At 35.1% G+C, this 14956-nt stretch carries 17 protein-coding genes; 2 read left to right on the top strand and 15 right to left on the bottom strand.

What is annotated here, in order from left to right; translation table 11 throughout:
• Window positions 1-14: 14 nt before the first annotated feature.
• The 4 genes from J2S74_RS14215 to J2S74_RS14200 form a co-directional block, all read right to left on the bottom strand.
• Entirely contained in the window at window positions 15-191 is a 177-nt protein-coding gene (locus tag J2S74_RS14215) for a hypothetical protein (RefSeq protein ID WP_307326482.1), read from the bottom strand.
• A 12-nt stretch (window positions 192-203) separates the two neighbouring features.
• Window positions 204-1349 carry a hypothetical protein gene (locus J2S74_RS14210; protein WP_307326480.1) on the bottom strand — a complete coding sequence of 382 codons (1146 nt, stop codon included), beginning with the start codon at window positions 1347-1349 and terminating at the stop codon, window positions 204-206.
• A gap of 87 nt (window positions 1350-1436) precedes the next feature.
• On the bottom strand, window positions 1437-1745 hold the full coding sequence (locus tag J2S74_RS14205; RefSeq protein WP_307326478.1) for a hypothetical protein: 309 nt from the start codon (window positions 1743-1745) through the stop codon (window positions 1437-1439).
• Window positions 1746-1758: 13 nt separating this feature from the next.
• Window positions 1759-2235, bottom strand: coding sequence for a hypothetical protein (locus tag J2S74_RS14200; protein WP_307326476.1), 477 nt, complete (start codon window positions 2233-2235; stop codon window positions 1759-1761).
• A gap of 381 nt (window positions 2236-2616) precedes the next feature.
• Here J2S74_RS14200 and J2S74_RS14195 point away from each other — a divergent pair, with 381 nt between their 5' ends.
• The gene (locus tag J2S74_RS14195; protein WP_307326474.1) at window positions 2617-3387 is read left to right on the top strand and encodes a hypothetical protein; all 771 of its coding nucleotides are present in this window, start codon (window positions 2617-2619) and stop codon (window positions 3385-3387) included.
• 73 nt (window positions 3388-3460) lie between these two features.
• Here J2S74_RS14195 and J2S74_RS14190 read toward each other — a convergent pair whose 3' ends face one another.
• From J2S74_RS14190 to J2S74_RS14145, 10 genes are all read right to left on the bottom strand, one after another.
• Window positions 3461-3736 carry a DUF1294 domain-containing protein gene (locus tag J2S74_RS14190; RefSeq protein ID WP_370876014.1) on the bottom strand — a complete coding sequence of 92 codons (276 nt, stop codon included), beginning with the start codon at window positions 3734-3736 and terminating at the stop codon, window positions 3461-3463.
• Window positions 3737-3879: 143 nt separating this feature from the next.
• On the bottom strand, window positions 3880-4029 hold the full coding sequence (locus tag J2S74_RS14185) for a hypothetical protein (protein WP_307326472.1): 150 nt from the start codon (window positions 4027-4029) through the stop codon (window positions 3880-3882).
• Window positions 4030-4082: 53 nt separating this feature from the next.
• Window positions 4083-5204, bottom strand: a complete 1122-nt coding sequence (locus J2S74_RS14180; RefSeq protein ID WP_307326471.1) for a PD-(D/E)XK nuclease family protein — start codon at window positions 5202-5204, stop codon at window positions 4083-4085.
• Window positions 5205-5540: a hypothetical protein gene (locus tag J2S74_RS14175; RefSeq protein WP_307326469.1), complete on the bottom strand. Its 336-nt coding sequence runs from the start codon at window positions 5538-5540 to the stop codon at window positions 5205-5207.
• A gap of 112 nt (window positions 5541-5652) precedes the next feature.
• Complete coding sequence (gene ssb / locus J2S74_RS14170; RefSeq protein WP_307326467.1) at window positions 5653-6129, bottom strand: single-stranded DNA-binding protein; 477 nt, start codon at window positions 6127-6129, stop codon at window positions 5653-5655.
• 61 nt (window positions 6130-6190) lie between these two features.
• Window positions 6191-6343: a hypothetical protein gene (locus J2S74_RS14165; protein WP_307326465.1), complete on the bottom strand. Its 153-nt coding sequence runs from the start codon at window positions 6341-6343 to the stop codon at window positions 6191-6193.
• Window positions 6344-6438: 95 nt separating this feature from the next.
• Window positions 6439-7830 (bottom strand): CHC2 zinc finger domain-containing protein, encoded by a 1392-nt coding sequence (locus J2S74_RS14160; protein WP_307326463.1) that lies wholly within the window; start codon window positions 7828-7830, stop codon window positions 6439-6441.
• 699 nt (window positions 7831-8529) lie between these two features.
• Window positions 8530-9876: a hypothetical protein gene (locus J2S74_RS14155; protein ID WP_307326461.1), complete on the bottom strand. Its 1347-nt coding sequence runs from the start codon at window positions 9874-9876 to the stop codon at window positions 8530-8532.
• A 787-nt stretch (window positions 9877-10663) separates the two neighbouring features.
• Window positions 10664-11866, bottom strand: coding sequence for a RepB family plasmid replication initiator protein (locus J2S74_RS14150; protein ID WP_307326459.1), 1203 nt, complete (start codon window positions 11864-11866; stop codon window positions 10664-10666).
• Window positions 11867-11895: 29 nt separating this feature from the next.
• Window positions 11896-12372 (bottom strand): hypothetical protein, encoded by a 477-nt coding sequence (locus tag J2S74_RS14145; protein ID WP_307326457.1) that lies wholly within the window; start codon window positions 12370-12372, stop codon window positions 11896-11898.
• A gap of 282 nt (window positions 12373-12654) precedes the next feature.
• Between J2S74_RS14145 and J2S74_RS14140 the strand changes: the two genes are divergently transcribed.
• On the top strand, window positions 12655-12903 hold the full coding sequence (locus J2S74_RS14140) for a hypothetical protein (protein ID WP_307326455.1): 249 nt from the start codon (window positions 12655-12657) through the stop codon (window positions 12901-12903).
• Between the two features lie 57 nt (window positions 12904-12960).
• Here J2S74_RS14140 and J2S74_RS14135 read toward each other — a convergent pair whose 3' ends face one another.
• The gene (locus J2S74_RS14135; RefSeq protein ID WP_307326453.1) at window positions 12961-14946 is read right to left on the bottom strand and encodes a vWA domain-containing protein; all 1986 of its coding nucleotides are present in this window, start codon (window positions 14944-14946) and stop codon (window positions 12961-12963) included.
• Window positions 14947-14956: the final 10 nt, after the last annotated feature.

The raw sequence follows: 14956 nt of genomic DNA, 5'->3' as shown, positions 1-14956 counted from the left end.
ATCAATTTACTTATTTAAAAGAAAATAGCTGACCAACGAATCAGGTTGGCTACAGTAAATAAGATAAAAAGATAATAAGCTATTTTCCGATACACTCTCCAGATGAAATAAAGGACGATTAAACCAACGATGATCGTCGGTATGTCTGCATATCCCATCAAGTTATTTGCTATATCTCTGATTACTTCCATCCTAATTCCCCCTTAAAATAAGGCTAACTGTAAATTCTTTAGTTTTGGAGGTATCAGTAAATCAATTTGATGATTTCCGTCATAGTTATCTTCCAACTTGTTCAGCTGCTCCACATTAAACACTAAACACTCTTTGGTACTCCAATCTTCTGGAGCCTCAACATGGCCATGTGGTGTAATTAACGTTCGGTATTTTCGTGCGTTCAACCATGACGTTGAATCTGAGCTGAACCACTCATATTGATATAACGTCTGTGAAGCTCCACCTAAAATGTGAAATGGTTGATTAGGAAATCGTGTATATAATTCATCAAATAGCTCTACTTTTTTCTTTTCATTTAGAAAAGCAGTACCACCAATAGCGATGACTGGATGATCCTCTTTGTGAACCATTCTCCAAAGTTCAGCCCAATCGTCTGACTGTGGATGCCAAACTTCAATTAAGCCCTTAACACCACGTTCTCTAAGATACTGAGCGTTCTTTCTAGTCTGTTTGTTATCACCGATAACATCTAAATTCAAACATCCGAAATAAACGCTACGTTTTTGGTGCTTAAGAATAAATGCTGCATAATCCTCTACCGAAATCGGTTCAACTTTTTCTCCTTTTAGTTGAGCAGCATAAACGCTATAAGCTCCGCTATCTATAAGGATTTTGGCATTCAATCTTCGTGCGTGATACAACCAATTCTCATTGGTGTCATCCCTTATATGAAAATAGGACATCAAGAAAAAATGGTGATTATGGTCGGTTGCTAATTCCATGTCGCCCGGTGCTCTTGCTACTCCACTAAGGAAATGTCGATTCCCTCGTAATATCAGTCGCAATAGTCCTTTGACGGTCGTCTTGAATTTAGCAATCGAGATAAAAATAAGTCTTAATAAACCCATTAGAGCTGAGTTGTACTTGCAGTACCCCTCCAGTTCTTTTCTTGTAGCTGTTCTTTTGTAGAACATAAGCTTAATTGCTTCTCTTAATCGCTTACGAGTAATTTTAAAAGCAACCTTACTCTTTTTTGTTCGTACAAAAATGGCTGTAGGCGTGACTTTTTCAATGAAGTTCTTTTTACCTTTACCGGTTAAGAAGTAAGAATCCGCTTTGATTTTTTTGAAGAACTCTCTTTCTTTCTTAATGGCTTTTACATCAAATTGGTCCATAAAAATACCACCTCTCAAAAAAAGTAAAAAACCGCAAAGAGAAAAACTCTCAAAGCGGTCTTTTTACTAAATCACATGATTCAATTGCTACTCTAATCTCTGTAACTCAGAAATAGCTTCTTCTAGCAATGATTCTCCATCAAACGGATAAGACCAAATTTTATCTTCATCCGATTTACCTGAAGGATCTACTTTAAATACAGTTGCATATCCATCTTCTGTGTAGACAACAGTTTTACTTCTGTTCCCTTCACTGATTGTGGTAGCAGGTTGATTCCACCCATCACTGTAATTGGTGATCGCCTTTTTAGCTTCTTTACTAAGCTCTTCTAAGTTTTCCCGACTAATTACTCTTTGAATAATACCTTCATCAACAATATGAAAAACATAAATCATTTTCATCTCTCCTTTAAGCAGCATTTTCATTAAGAAGTTCTTGATATACTTCAAGCAGTTGTTGAGCTAATTGCTCTGGTGAACTTCCTAAATCAAAAAAAACACCATCTGGACCATAAATTTCTTCACCGTAATAATGGCCTTTTTCGTGTTTTCTCACAAGTCCAAATTCGAACCAATTGTTGTTCAAAACTTGAATATTATGTTCAGCGAGATTCTTTCCTTCTTTTAGTAATTGAAGGATGTGATAAGGAACTTCATCACGATATTCCTCATCTTCATTCTCATCATACAGCCTTACATCTCCGTGTAATTCAACTGTAATTTTAATACGTTCGTTTGGTGAAGTTAGTACAGCAAATATTGACCCTATTCCATCGTTAGTGAACGCTAAAGCATTTACATTCGGTTCATATTTGTCCATGAACACATCGATGGTTGCGGCAGGGGCAACAGAAACAAAAGTCCTTGTACTTTCACGTAAACTCACAATACATCTCTCCTTTAAAATGAGTAATTTGGTGTTTTGGGCATTAAAAAAATGCAGCCAAATCCAGCAATCAATAATCCCTAAAAAAGGACATTTTTACCCTATAAAAAAGGTAATATTGATCAACTCGATTTGAGTGCATTTCATAAATTAAGTATCTCTATCGCGTGACGGAGATCGGATGATTAAATTAAAAAATATTATATTTTCATTCTATCTTTTTCCTGTTTAGATGTAAAGGTGTTTTGAGTTAAGTGTTGTTCAAATAGACTTGTTCTTTTAGTTTTTTCTATTTGTATATTAAAAGCAGGATAAATTATATTACCTATAGAAGTAACATAAAAAGGAGTTGTTTGTGTGGTAGATTATAAACGAAAACGAATGAAAATAAATAGAGAAGTTGGATACAATGAACCAAAATTACTTAAAGTCGAAGGGAAAGGGAAAACCAGAGATTTCATTCTTGGTCATTACATCGAATTGATAGAGCATAGTGGATATAATCTTACGATAGATGAAATATCTAATTATCTAAGATGTAGTTATAACTGGGTTGCTGAAAACATGATGAACGAAATATGGCACATTAGAGTCAATTCTAGGGTTGGTGAAATGGCTGTGAAGGAGTTAGATTCAGATAATCCTACACGAGACTTCTTTTATAAACGTGTCTTATTCAACCGTGATGATTTTTATAGATATATGAAAGAAAATGCCTGGTACATCCAATCCAGTAAGTGTTTTTTGATATCTGATTTCGCCAAATATGAATGGAGCGAACTAATAAAGGAACTGGAAGAACATAAAAATTTTAATGAAGTATCAAAGTTGATGCAACGAGCAGTAGAGGCACTGATACCGAGATATTTCACAAACAAACCTATCAAGAAAAAATTGAAAACAATTCCTGAAAAATTGTGGAGTCAAAAGGATTTTTTTGAAAATGGCTCTTTTCAATATAAACCCCAATTCTATCGTTTTGTGGAAACAAGAGGGTTAGGGAAAATTATATTAGGGAATTTTGTTCGTTACGATCAAAAAGAATTAGAAGAACAATGTCTTTGTAGCATGCCAATAACTCTGTACGAAAATTTATACCCAAATGCAGCTAAAACCCTTCTGAAGCAGGCGAAAGAACTTCTTAAAACATAGATAAAAAGTTCTATGTTTTAAGTTGTAATTTATGTTACCTATAATAGCAATATAAACTATAATGATTTTTTTCTTATAAATATTTATCAAACAATAAAAGCCCACCAATAATAGTTATTATATTCATAAGTATGAGTAAAGGTATCCCTACTTTGAAGTTTGTTTTTTGAGTTTTATGTCTTACATGTTTCATACCAATACTAATACCTACAGCTCCACCTATTAAAGCAATTTGAAACATCACTTTTTCAGGGGTTCTCCACTGATTTAAACGAGCAGCTCTTTTATCTAGCCACATGATACTGTATGCCAATAGATTTATTAACACAAGATAAATAGCAATAATCACTTGTTTCACCTCTCATAAAAAGTAAAAAGACGCAGAAGGCCATTGAGGTCCTCTACGCCTAATTTTAATCGATTTTAAGCACTAAATATATGCCAATTAGCTAAACTAATATTTTTATGTTTTTCCTCCTTTTATAGTGAAATTTATTTGAAGTGATTACACCTTCTACATATTGGATCTATTTCCCCTTTATCCTCATATTCTTCTCTACAAATACAAGGTTGTAAGTGTGAAGGTGTTTTTTCTGGATACTTTTTACTACTGTTTCCATATTCTCCATCATGATAACTCACGACTTTCCCTCCCTTACAGTATTAGTAATTTTTATAACTTCCTACTCAAAGAGCTATTTTTTTCCACCAACAAACTTAAATGTGGAGCGTGGTTTGGTCCATTCCACTTTGTTTTTAAGTTTTCCAGATTCATCTCCATCAATTAACTTCTTCAATTTCTTGTTGTCATACTTGATTAAGTCATCGATGTCTAGGTCATGTTCCTTTGCGAACTCTTGAAGAGTTAAAAAATCAATTTTAGGATTAGGTTCACTTTTAACGTGTTCCCATGATCCCCCATTAACAGGAATAGCCTTTTTGTTATCTTTAGCATACTTCTTCAGGCCATCCTTCATATTTTTAATAGATTGCTCTTGCATGATGATGTACTCACCAATGCGAGAAGCTTCTTCATCATCTTTAGGGGTTCCGTCACTAGGCAAGTTGTCCACCATCCCTCCGCTACATAAGGAAGCGAATGAGCAGTATTGACACTTCACGCGATCACTCGTCATTTTCCACTCATCAATACTGGAAGCGTCTTTATTCTCAATTTGCCTAATCATATCTTGAGACCATAGATAAGCTTCGTCTAAAAGTTCATCCGTAAAGACAACTTCACTATCATCTTTTTCAGATAAACGCGGGAAAATCAATCGTCCTTTAAACGTGTTAGGAATAAACCCATTACGCATTTCTCTAAAAAGATAAGCGTATAATGCTAACTGTTTAGTATCAGCTGCATAAGACTGCCAGCTCGTTTTAAAATCCATGATAAGAAGTTCATCCATCATTGGATTATCAAGAACGATATCAAGATACCCTTGGATATAACCTTCCTCTGTTTCTAATTTGAGATGAAGTTCAGAAATCATATCGGTATGCTCGTTTTGGAACTGTTTAAGACGCCTGTAGGCTTTCTTAACCATTTTAATGATCTGTTGGTCCCTTTCCCCTTCAGGAAGTCCTCCTTCGGCGTATGAGGCGTATAAAACGGCCTCCTCCGGTGAATATCCTTCACTAATAACCATTTCTATAGCTAAGTGAAAGATTTTACCGACTTGCATTGGAAGATTACCTGGAATAGGTCTACCTTCAACATACTTGTGGTAGAACTGACGCTGGCATCCTTCAAAAGTATTTAACCGACTATAACTATACACTTTATCCTTTGTTTTAGTAGTAGCGGTTGTCATTTAACATACCTCCTTTGGTAAGGGAAGTGTTTCCCACACCAAGCAACAAGGACTAAGATTTGAAAATCCATAATCCAAAAGAAAGGCTCGTTCAACTCTACCTACTTCAGCTAAAACAGGACTCTTCGCATGCTTTAGAATATAGTTGATTAAAATACTTTTCCCTTCGTTATCATTGCCTGAAATACCAACGATTTTAGGAAGCAATCCCCATTTCTCTCCCTCAATTGTCTGAAACGTCTTACCATCAGCCAATTGTAATTTTGCGATAATCTTTTCGTTGTTATTCCACGTATATTCTGCGATTCCATTTGAGTAATTGACGGTAATTTCCATCGCTCTTCACCCTCTCCTGCTAAATTTGAGAATAAAAAAGAGAGAAACCTTAAACGAGGTTCCTCTCACACTTATGATGCTTACGCAATCATCATTTGGTAATTATTGGAAATCAGAAGGGTAAATCATCATCTGAAATGTCAATCGGCTGTCCATCTTTAGCGAACGGATCATCATTAAACCGTTGGTTGCTTTGTTGATCGCCTTGTTGACCTCTACGTTGTCCTCCTTGACCACCATTATTTCCATTGTTTCCGCTTTGGCCACTATTACCAGATTCTAAGAAACGTACATTATCGGCAACAACTTCAGAAACGTAAACTCGTTTCCCTTCGTTATTTTCATAATTACGGATCTGTAATCTACCATCAGCAGCGGCAAGTCTACCTTTCTTAAGATAGTTGGCACAGTTCTCAGCTAATCCCCTCCAAGTTACAATGTTGATAAAGTCGGCTTCACGTTCTCCACTTTGATTAGTGAAAGGTCGATCCACAGCAAGTGTAAACGTAGCAACAGCAACTCCATTCGGTGTGTAACGTAACTCAGGGTCCTTAGTAAGACGTCCGATCAAAACAATGCGATTTAACATGTAGCATCTCTCCTTAAAAAATAAAGTATTTAGTGTTTTTGAGCACAAAAATGCACTCATTTTAGTCACCAATAATCCCATCATATAAAAAATGAAGGGAATGTTCTAAATGAATAGAATCGGTCACTAAAATCAGTGCATTAAGCATCAATAATTCTCTAACGCGTGTCGGAGAACGGGATAAGAAAATAATTAAGGTAATTATATCCATCATTATAGCATGTCTATTAAAAGAATAAAAGACTAAGAGTATTATGTAAAATAACTCTTAGCCTTTTTAAACATCGATCATTCTTTTAGTATTAAAATTTAAGCGATTTTAACAGGTTTCTGTTTTTTGGTTCTTAGATCAATCTCAATAGGGAGTTTTTTTCCAAGAAGCAAGTCATCAAGACCAATGCCGTCCTCTGCATTCCATGTCCAAAGACTAACCTCAATACCTGAACCCATCAGCTGTTTAGCGAATTCAGCTAGATGGTCAAATACCTGTTGATTTTTCCCTTCGACTTTACTCTCGCTTTTAAGTGAATCCATATCATAAGCAAGAATAAGTTTCTTAGTTTCCCATCCCTTAACGAGCGGTAATACATCTTTGTAATTACCGACTCCTGGTACTCCTATAACTGGTAGTTTGATTCTTTCAGCGGATATGTTGCTTTTATGTTCACCTTCCGTACAAATAACGGTATCCATTTTACAAATATCCGTTATAGATGTGCCAGACTCCCATGAATCTAGTAAAGCGTTATGAACAACAACGTTAAGTGGTGCACCCGATGGGGCTCCGCCTCGTCGCATCCGGAATAAGTTATTCTCTTTATCCTTTTCCATTAAAGGATCATCAAAAACCCACTCTCCGTCCTTCTCAAAGACGTTTGGGGAAGAACTGAACCAAATATACTTCGGTTTGCCTCCTGTCGCTACACGCAAGCGTACAATACGTCCCTTCTCATCTCTAACTGGTATAAAGTATCCTTTTGAAACATTAATAGTCCAATACCAGTGAGATTCCTCTGATGGATCGCCGTTCTTTTTAAGACGTCTAGTGAACCCTGGTACTCTATCGAGTGATTCACCATCATCTAATAAAGTTCGAATGATTTTAAATACCTCATCGAGATTACTTGGGACAGATCTTAAGCCAATATTTAATACATGCTTTTTTGTGTATTGGCGTTTTGGACCTAACCATTCTTTAGCATGTTCCTCGTAGATTGGACACTTCTCTAAAAATTTACGATAGATTCGGTCACAATCATTTGCACTTCGAGATTTAATCTCTTGAAAACGTGGAGGAGCTGCTTTTCGAGGTTTCTTCTTTGGTTTCTGAGAAGTATTTCCTTTTGGTGAGTAAGAACCTTCTTCATACTCGATAGCGATCCCCATTAACTCAGCGACACCGATAACAGCATCTCGGAAATGTTGTTTGGGGTCCCATGCTCCATATTCATGCCAAGCATAGTAACTCAAAGCATCGCCTCCTTTAGCTCCACAGCCTCCACCTCCGAAGCACTTAAAGATATTCTTTGAAGGTTTGATGTAAGTGTCTGGAGTCCTTTCGAAGTGATTTGGATTAGGGCAAGGGACACGGTAGGTTGTTCCGACACGTTTCATATTGTCGCCTAGCCTAGATGCTACATCGACAATTGATACTGCTCTTACCTCATCAATTGTTTCTTGACTAATTCTTCCTTTACTCAATGATAATCACTCCCTTTAAAAAAATAAGTAAATTGGTGTTTTGGGACACAAAAAAGCCCATCAAAAATATCAATCCATTTCTCCAAAAATAAATTTGGATAGATTAATACCATTGATCGGCTTTTGTGCTGGTTAGCTCATTAAATTCTTTCGACGCATGTCAAAAGATAGAATAAAAGAAATTAAGGTTAAATATGTTTATATTGTAGCATAATAGAATTACATTGTTAAGAGTGTAAAGAAAAGATTAGGAAGTAGAAAAGCATATATTTTATTTTGTTTAAATCTATATATATTATCTATTAGATATTTCAATAAAAAAGTTCTATAAAAGATAATAACTATAAGAGGATTTAAATGTTGATTTATTAGTAGTTACAGAGTTTTTTTTGTAACTTTCTACTGGTGCGATGAATTTTTTAACACATTGAGAGCAGATAAAATTTAATAGATTACAAGAAATAAAGGGTTGATAAACAGAAATCCACAGTATTATTTATAAGGTAATTCACAAAAATTGTAAGTGGAATTGGTTTCATGAGGAGTTGTTGTATCTGTTCAGTCTTGAATATTAACATCCCTCACTCGTTTACAGCAAACCAAAATAAATGAGAACATGACAAATAACCGTCGCCTTGTATTTTTTTAAAAACAAGGCCACAGCTGGTAGTAGTATTAAAAATTTAAATCTTCAAGCCCCTATGGAGTTAGTTCTTTGCCTTCTAACCAGTTATAGAAAGGATAAGGAGTATGAGCACGTTCAATTCGTAATTGGATTTGTTCTATTAAATTATTATATGTTTTGCTTAAAAATCCGAAAGCTTTTTTATTTTTTAGTTTATTCATAAACGAAAGGGAACGTTCAATGAATTGTTCTAATTCATCTACTGGTGTAGTGCTGATCTTTTTAGTCACTTTTGAAACATATAATAAATCAACGACTTTTTGGAACGATATAACTTTATTGTGCCATTCATTGTGTAATTTCTCAGTTTGTTTATCTAGCCATTGATATTCTTCGGAGCAAACGAAGTCAGGTGAAAATAAATCCCACTCTAAATCATTTTTGCGTTTATCTACTTGCTCAAAGATGTTCGCTAAAGTGAGGCCATATTCTTCAATAGCTTCTTTTAGAAATGCATCTCTAAAAATAACTACTGCTTTACTGTAATGATCACCTTTATCCTCTTTTTGAGGTTCCATAGAAAGTCTGCCGATAAACTCATTTGTCTTTGCAGCAAATTTACTATCTAAATTCACTTTGAAGAAAGCGTTAGTCCAGATATCTAAAGACTGGTCCCAACCCATTTCATGTACAATTTTATCGTAAAGACCGATAAGATTTTTTAAGTGGAAAGGATGACAATAAACGATATCTTGTTCTTCTAAGAATTGTTTCATCCAATGATGTTTACCATCTGTTTCGGCTACACGATCATATTCTTTTTTCAAGCCATAAACCATAAACTGTTTTTTCTCTTTTAGTTGGGAAGTGTTAAGGTTGAAAAATCGACTAACATCTTCGATAGCTCTTGTTGCCTCGTTTAAATTGTAGAAAGGGAACTCTTTATCCCCTTTTCGACTATACCAATTGTTAATCGAGATACGAACAGCTTGAGGCTTTCCTGATTTGGTGCTTAATTGGGATAACCTAAACAATAAATAAAGAGCTACTCTTTTAGAAGGGAGATTTAATTGATTGAAGGTGTCCGTTAATAAAAAGTCATACAACTTAACATAGTGTTTTCTATCTTTACGAATATCACGATAGTAATGAAAAACATATTCATGTTTTTTCACATGAGAAAGTACCCCCATGCTGATAAAAATGTGGGTAAATTTACGTATGGTATCATAGCTGGAGGAAAGTGCTTCAGCCCATATTGTTGGGTTGATATGTAATCGTCCATAATAAGAATCTCTTACACACTTTAGTAGAAATTCAATTTGTTTACCACTTGATAGAGAATTGAGAAATTCTGGATGGCATAAATCAGCGTGGATCCGAGCTGTAATGCTAATTCTTTCGTTGGCTTCTTCAGACATAATAAAAACCTCCGTTTTTCCCCACCACATAACTAAAAAAGACAATAGGAAACTAGAGGTTTTGACTTCCATTTTTAAAATAAGTATGTTAATATAAACATAACAAATTAAAAGAAGTACAAAACCCGCTTCGTGAGTTTTTATTTCGTTTCAGGCCGCCAAACCATCAGCGAAATAAAAATAAGGTGGGTTTATTTTTTTTTTTTTTTTGAAAGAGCTCTCTCTATTAGAGGGCTCTTTTTTTCTTCTCTTTGTTTTCTGTGTCGAATCTTCGCCAAATTTATCCAAGATTCGCTACACTAAAAGTCTACCAAAATTTAATAGTTTCGTAAAACGGAGTACAGTGTACTTCTAAAATCAAAAAAAACGGAGTACAGTGTACTTTTAATTATTGAAAATGCATATTTTCGGTACTATATCTAATCAACGCCTTACTTTAGTGCCAGTAAATGGTATCAAAACGGAGTACAGTGTACTTTTATTTTTTTTATATATTCATTATTATTTCGACGGAGTACAGTGTACTTTTAAATGAGAAAATGGCACATATATTCGTTGTTTACAGCTTTTTGACAGAGTGCAGTGTACTTCTAAATGTATAAAAAAAATCCTAAAAAAATTTTTTCTTTTTTTATAGAAAGTATATTTTAAAGGGAGGTACGGAGTACAGTGTACTTTTAAATTATAAACCTCTTTAGTTCAAGGAAAGTTAATGATTCAAAAAGAACAAAATCCTTTTTTCTCCCTTTAAAGTCGTAATATTCAACGGAGTACAGTGTACTTTTAATTATTCACTAACGACAATTCCTTCTTCAAAACTTTCAAGAAGTTGTTCTGTGGGTTCGATCCTGACTCTTTTATAGGGTCTTCCCTCTCTAATCATTTCAAAATCAGAAATGATGTTATATTGTTTTAGATCGTTGAGTGCTGCTCTAATACGCTTTAAAGTGCGATTTCTAGGTACATCTTTTAATACAAGGTTCTCTATAATATCATCTAGTTCTAATTCACGGTTATCTTTTAACAAACTCGTAATCATTGGATACATAAGTTTAGCTGTAATTGAGTCTAAGTCTTGGAAGATGGATAAGTTGATTCTAACGACATTGTTTTCTTTTAATCCTTTATGTAAGTAATCATTAAAAGTAATTTCAGCTATTTTTTTACGCTTATCCACGATACCGCCCTGGAATATGTTTTGGATTTCAATTCGAACGCTTTTCTTTAGTTCAGGGTCCTTATAATCTTCCATTATGATAGATGTAGTAATTAACTTTGAAAGGCTCGCACCTATTAATTCGTAATTTCCACCATCTTTGTTATAATCAATCGTTTCGCAAAGCTCTCCAAAATGAAACGTAAAAGTTTTTGTTCCCCCTTTTAACTCCCATAGCCTCTGCAAACCTAAAAACACTCTAAAATCTGTCGAGGTTAAATATTTTCCGAATTGATTCTTATATAAAATCTTACGGAATCCTGTTCTTTCTTCCACTAATTCCCCGTTTTGCTTTTGTATCTTAATGAGAGTTTTAGCTGCTGGTGAAGATGCTGACCATAGAGGAGCTTCTGCATGGTTTCTTTCTAATGGAACTTTCTTAGAATTATTTTTCCTTAACTTCAATGCCTCTTCTAATACACGTTCCTTAAATATAAGGATCTGCTTCTCTTTGTCTATATCTTCGGTTCGATTTTTATCTAACAAATCAACTAGCTCTCTACTAATAAATAGCAAAACGTTTTTTAGTTCATAGGTGTTTTGATTCTTTAATTTATTAGCGAAATCCTGCGTAAGGGCTAAAGTATCGATCATTTCTCGGTTATCTCTTTTCTTTCCCGCATGCTTGTCTAATATTACCTCGTATTTTTCTGAAGCCTTATCTAGAGTTTTTAAAATCGTTTTTGACAAGAGAGACAACTCCTTTACTTTCATCTCATTCTTGTCTAATATTCTACCATGTTTAAATAAACTTAGGGTGGTTTTACCTTCCATTTTAAAATCTCCTTAAAAACATAAAAAGTTTATTGTCTTAAGATACGATTTAGATTTTCAATAACTTGGCTCTGGTTTTGTCTTATCTCTGATATATTCCTACCTAGTTCGCCTCTTCGCAAGTTTTCGTTATCAACTGACTCAAGGGTTGAGAGTAGTAGTTGGTGTTGATTATTGATCAATTCAATCATTTCGCGGTGAAATGGTTGTAACTCAGCTATAACTAAATGAATACCACTGTCTAAATTCCCGCTTATTTCTCTTGAACGAGGCACTAAATCAGCTACCGCTCTATGAAATTGTTCTTCATTCTTGTTTCCAACATAAAGTTCGTCCACCGTTTCGCTGAAATCTGATAACAAAGCATTAGAATCATCGAGAACTTCAGAAATTAGATCTATGTACTGCCTCGTATTTTCATTTAATGCTCGTTCAGCATCGTCCCCTCCTCCACAAGCTGATAATACAGATGCTAAAACTACAAACAGAATAATTTTCTTAATCATTTAAATACCTCCTAATTAGAATAAAAAAGCACCACCAAAAAAGGGATAAGATATCCCTCTTTCGATGGTGCTTCCAATCGAAAAAAATAATAGATTCGTTTTTAGTTGTATCTTTAATTTATCATATAATTGATATTAATTAAAGATTTATTTATACGCACGGGATATACTAAGATTTTTTGGTTAGAATGAATAATAGAGTATAGTAGTTTTGTAGCGTAGGGAGAGATTTAAGGAACATACATATTTCTTAAATAAAGCAGAAGGGGCTGAAAGTGGGATATGCAAAATGAAGATTTACCAAGAGATTTATTAGATTTTGTAAAGAATGTTTTTGGGGATGAAGGTTTTGAAATTGAAGATTTCGATACCAAAAGAGTATATATAAAAAGAAATAACGAAGAATTTACCATCAGAATATGGAGTCTTACAGATAAAAAAGTGGAATGGACTTTATTTAAATCTATGTACAACAATGATGGATCAGGTTTTGGCGAAAAGAAAAAAGATGGAGTATACAAGTTTTCCTAATATAACGCATAAAAAGGCATATGAGAATACTCACATGCCTTTTCTTTTGCAAATTTACTACCTTCTTTGTCTGATAACTCGCTTAACGTGGCGACTCAGCTCTCTACTTAAATGATTAGATACGATGATTGAACGACCAGGATACATATATTGGACTTCATCAATAATTCTTTGATCTTGTGGTCCAACATACAGGCATAACACATCAATTCCTTGCTTTTCAGCTTGTTGAACGATATGCCTCATTGTATCTCTGTTCTCACCGCCTGAGAAGCACGGTAAACCGTCAGAAATCATGATCAGAAGGCGAATGTCCTCATCATGATTTGAAAGCTCATTAACAGCCCATTGAAGCGATACGGTATCTCTATTGCCCATCTCAGGTTCAATACCTCCAATAAACCCTTTTTCTGTATTGGTAAAACGTCCATAAGGTTTGAAAGGATAGATTTTATTGGCAGTAGTTCCGCTGCTACAACTGAATTCTTCGGTGAATCCGTAAGAAGCAACAGGTAAGTTTGCTTTTTCGCAAGCTTCTACCATTAAAATCTGAGCTTTCCGCATTTCATCAATGATTCTGCTGCTAGAAGAATTAAATTGATTGCTAGTTGATCCTGAAATATCATTGAGTACTAAGGCTCTAGCATTTTTAGCAGGTGTACCTTTTTTCCTGCGGTCAAATACAGAAGGATCTCCTAACTTATCCGTTCGCCATACACGGCTTGCTTTAAGTCGTCCGGAACGTTGATTCCTGCGTTTTTCATCAGGCGTGGGGTCTAGAAGTTGGCTTAATGCACTTGAAGTAGCATTGATCTTCCTCTTTACCTCACTTTTAATACGATTATACCGTTCTAGACTATAGCGCGGATAAGGTTCAACAGATACTTTGTCTGAAAAAGCTTTTAATGGACCAATTTCATCAATTTCAACTTCTTCTTCCCGCTTTTGATAAGGAGCTGTTTCTTCTTCTGCTTCTTGCTCGTCTTTCTCTTGTTGTTTTTCTTCTTGGCGAAGCATAGTAGAGAAGTCTGGTTTAGATGGTTGTTCATCTTCCTCATCTTCACCACTTTCATCATTGGAGCTGGAAGTATCAGAGTCCTCTTGCTCTTTATCATTATCATCTTCAGATGAAGAGGAACCGCTTCCTGAAGAGTTTTCTTCAGGGCTGTCATCTTCTTCAGAGGACCCTGCTTTACCATCACTTTCATCATCAGATTCGGTTGCACGTCCGAGAATACGCATGACACGTTTGATATTCTCTTCTACCTCTTCTTTCTCTCCCCATTGAGAGTCCTGGTGTTCATTTTCATATTCAAAATCGTCAGGTTCTTCGCCTTGAAGGTCCATCCATTCGAGCAAGGTCGGCCATACTTTTCTAATGATTGTTAAAGTAGTTTCTAGAACTGATTTAGTTGATTCGTCATTACGTCCTTGTTCAATAAAATCTTGAACAGAATCAACTAATTCGACAGCGTTAGGGGACCAATCTTCGATATCGGTCATACCTAATGCTCGTGACATGAAGCACTCTCTAAAATCGTGGATTTGATTTTCATCAGCATATTGTCCACGAATACCAAAGCGCCAGTCATAGTTATTAAAATCTAAATAATCTTTTGTAGTTGGATGATCAAGAGCAATGAAATTTTCAAGTCTGCCATCCATCATAGTGTTACCAAAGAATTGTAACCACTGAACAGGATACTTATCGTTATCCAACCAATCGTTTTTATCTTTGGAAGACCAATCTATTTGCCATTCTACATAGTGATCAATGATATCGTATTCGATATGTCCTCTCTCATGAACTGCATGACCTTTCCTTAAAGCCCGAAGTTCTGGAACGGTAAAGGGGCGACAGTCAGGGCGTTGTAATTCATAAAGAATATACACATCTTTTCCATCGGTGTAACTTGTTTCTTTGTTAGACCATTTAAACCCAAACTTTTCTTTACCGAAAAGGATTTTGAGGTAGCGATTTAAACGCTCTCCTTCCCTCTCTTTGATTAGTAGTTGTTTATCTTTTACAGCTGGTACTGTCATTTATAATTCC

Source organism: Evansella vedderi (genome assembly GCF_030813435.1).
Classification (GTDB): domain Bacteria; phylum Bacillota; class Bacilli; order Bacillales; family Salisediminibacteriaceae; genus Evansella; species Evansella vedderi.
The sequence above is the reverse complement of the archived record's forward strand: the minus strand, read 5'-3'. Positions and strand labels throughout refer to the sequence as shown.

What these genes read in the sequence shown, in the direction of transcription:
- J2S74_RS14215 (WP_307326482.1), bottom strand. Translation starts at nt 191, where the DNA reads ATGGAAGTAATCAGAGATATAGCAAATAACTTGATGGGATATGCAGAC.
- J2S74_RS14210 (WP_307326480.1), bottom strand. Translation starts at nt 1,349, where the DNA reads ATGGACCAATTTGATGTAAAAGCCATTAAGAAAGAAAGAGAGTTCTTC.
- J2S74_RS14205 (WP_307326478.1), bottom strand. Translation starts at nt 1,745, where the DNA reads ATGATTTATGTTTTTCATATTGTTGATGAAGGTATTATTCAAAGAGTA.
- J2S74_RS14195 (WP_307326474.1), top strand. Translation starts at nt 2,617, where the DNA reads ATGAAAATAAATAGAGAAGTTGGATACAATGAACCAAAATTACTTAAA.
- J2S74_RS14180 (WP_307326471.1), bottom strand. Translation starts at nt 5,204, where the DNA reads ATGACAACCGCTACTACTAAAACAAAGGATAAAGTGTATAGTTATAGT.
- J2S74_RS14175 (WP_307326469.1), bottom strand. Translation starts at nt 5,540, where the DNA reads ATGGAAATTACCGTCAATTACTCAAATGGAATCGCAGAATATACGTGG.
- ssb (WP_307326467.1), bottom strand. Translation starts at nt 6,129, where the DNA reads ATGTTAAATCGCATTGTTTTGATCGGACGTCTTACTAAGGACCCTGAG.
- J2S74_RS14165 (WP_307326465.1), bottom strand. Translation starts at nt 6,343, where the DNA reads ATGATGGATATAATTACCTTAATTATTTTCTTATCCCGTTCTCCGACA.
- J2S74_RS14155 (WP_307326461.1), bottom strand. Translation starts at nt 9,876, where the DNA reads ATGTCTGAAGAAGCCAACGAAAGAATTAGCATTACAGCTCGGATCCAC.
- J2S74_RS14150 (WP_307326459.1), bottom strand. Translation starts at nt 11,866, where the DNA reads ATGGAAGGTAAAACCACCCTAAGTTTATTTAAACATGGTAGAATATTA.
- J2S74_RS14145 (WP_307326457.1), bottom strand. Translation starts at nt 12,372, where the DNA reads ATGATTAAGAAAATTATTCTGTTTGTAGTTTTAGCATCTGTATTATCA.
- J2S74_RS14140 (WP_307326455.1), top strand. Translation starts at nt 12,655, where the DNA reads ATGCAAAATGAAGATTTACCAAGAGATTTATTAGATTTTGTAAAGAAT.
- J2S74_RS14135 (WP_307326453.1), bottom strand. Translation starts at nt 14,946, where the DNA reads ATGACAGTACCAGCTGTAAAAGATAAACAACTACTAATCAAAGAGAGG.